The organism is Acetonema longum DSM 6540 (assembly GCF_000219125.1).
In the GTDB taxonomy this organism is placed as follows: domain Bacteria; phylum Bacillota; class Negativicutes; order Sporomusales; family Acetonemataceae; genus Acetonema; species Acetonema longum.
The window spans coordinates 1-1,471 of the sequence record NZ_AFGF01000201.1 but is presented as its reverse complement, the minus strand read 5'-3'; the positions used below and the strand labels follow the sequence as shown (position 1 = coordinate 1,471).

The following is a 1,471-nucleotide window of genomic DNA, read 5'->3' as shown; positions in this document are numbered from 1 at the left end:
TGTCAATAACTTTTGAAAATGTCACCCTAAAAAGGGCTTAAATATCGCGAGAAAATGTCACCGCCGGTTCAGCGTATCGAGATAAGAAAATCGACTCCAGCATTGCGATAATATCTTGATCAGAGTCTTCAAAAGAAACCTTGTTTACTAAGGTATGGCCGTACTTGTGATAGTGAGTATCTGGTGGCTTCCAAGGAGTTTTTTGCTTGGCTGCAGGAGGGACAGTCGCTTGCCTGACAGGCTTACTATAAGGCAACGCCTGATATAGCGTGCCTTTGTATTGAACAACAAAGCCACTACGAGGGCTTACAAGAACACTCACTTTGGCCTTGGGAGGAAGAATCGGCAAACTAGGCGTTGCAATCACCTTAAAGTGTCTGTTGTAAAACGAGAATACCCCACCGGCATCCACAGAGCGGGTTAGTTTTACGCAAAGCACCGTATCCAGATCCACCTCTTTGGCCAGAGGGCGGAAGGCAGACACTGCATGGCCCGGCTCCACAGCAAACCGTTGATTCAGTAAAGGGATATACTGAATCAGAAACTCATTGGCCTGGTCAATGCTAGAAACGCCAGCAATCTGAAACTCAACGGGCAGACGGCTCTGCAACGTTTCCCAGAGGCGTTCCACACGGCCTTTGGCCTGGGGTGAACGAGCAGGAATGATCGTAACACCCAACTCCTTCATCGCCCGAGAAAACTGAGTATCGTTGATGAGCTTGCCTGCAAGCTGATCCTCGATCGAGAGCCTGCCAGCAGCCGTAGAAAGAAAGATCGCATGTCTGTCAGTATAAAGACTCACAGGAATCCCATACTGGAGCCCCATTTGTCGTATCACCTCCCAATAGCCCATCAGGCACTCATGTTTGGTTAAATACAGCCCAACCACTTTGCCGGTGGCATCATCAATCGCCCCATGCAATGCATAAGACTCCTCAGTGCCAAACCAAGCAAAAGGAGTCGCATCCATTTGAATCAACAGACCCTCTTGCAATTTGCGTTTGCGGCGACGATGCGGCTTAAAACGACGGCGTTTCTTGGGACTTTGAATCTTCGCCTTGGTTAACAGAGCATGAAGAGCCGAATAGCTAATCGAGATCTGTTCCTGACGCAAAAGCAGTTCCTGAAAGTGCAGGAAGTTAGCATGGCGGTACAGGTCCGACTGCTTGAGAGAAATGATGGTAGCGACAAACTCTTCACTGAATGCATGAGCGGGTTTGCGACCGCTATTCTTGTGAACTAAGATACCAGGACCTTCTTTGATGAATCCCTTCTTTAGTCTGATCACCTGACGCTTACTAAGGTTTAAGCTGGATGCGGCCTGGGCAAGAGTCAGGTCACCGTCAATGAGCTTTCGTAACACGCTATGTCTATTGAGTTGTTCTGGGGACAATAGATAATGCACCTCGTTGTTCATACTGACATTTTATCGCGATAATCTACAAGGTGACATTATCACAAGTTAAACACA

1 protein-coding gene is annotated in these 1,471 nt (G+C 47.8%); it reads right to left on the bottom strand.

Annotated features, from left to right (window positions below; translation table 11 throughout):
- Positions 1–37 precede the first annotated feature (37 nt).
- Complete coding sequence (locus ALO_RS16630; protein ID WP_461781520.1) at positions 38–1,417, bottom strand: ISNCY family transposase; 1,380 nt, start codon at positions 1,415–1,417, stop codon at positions 38–40.
- Between the last annotated feature and the right edge of the window lie 54 nt (positions 1,418–1,471).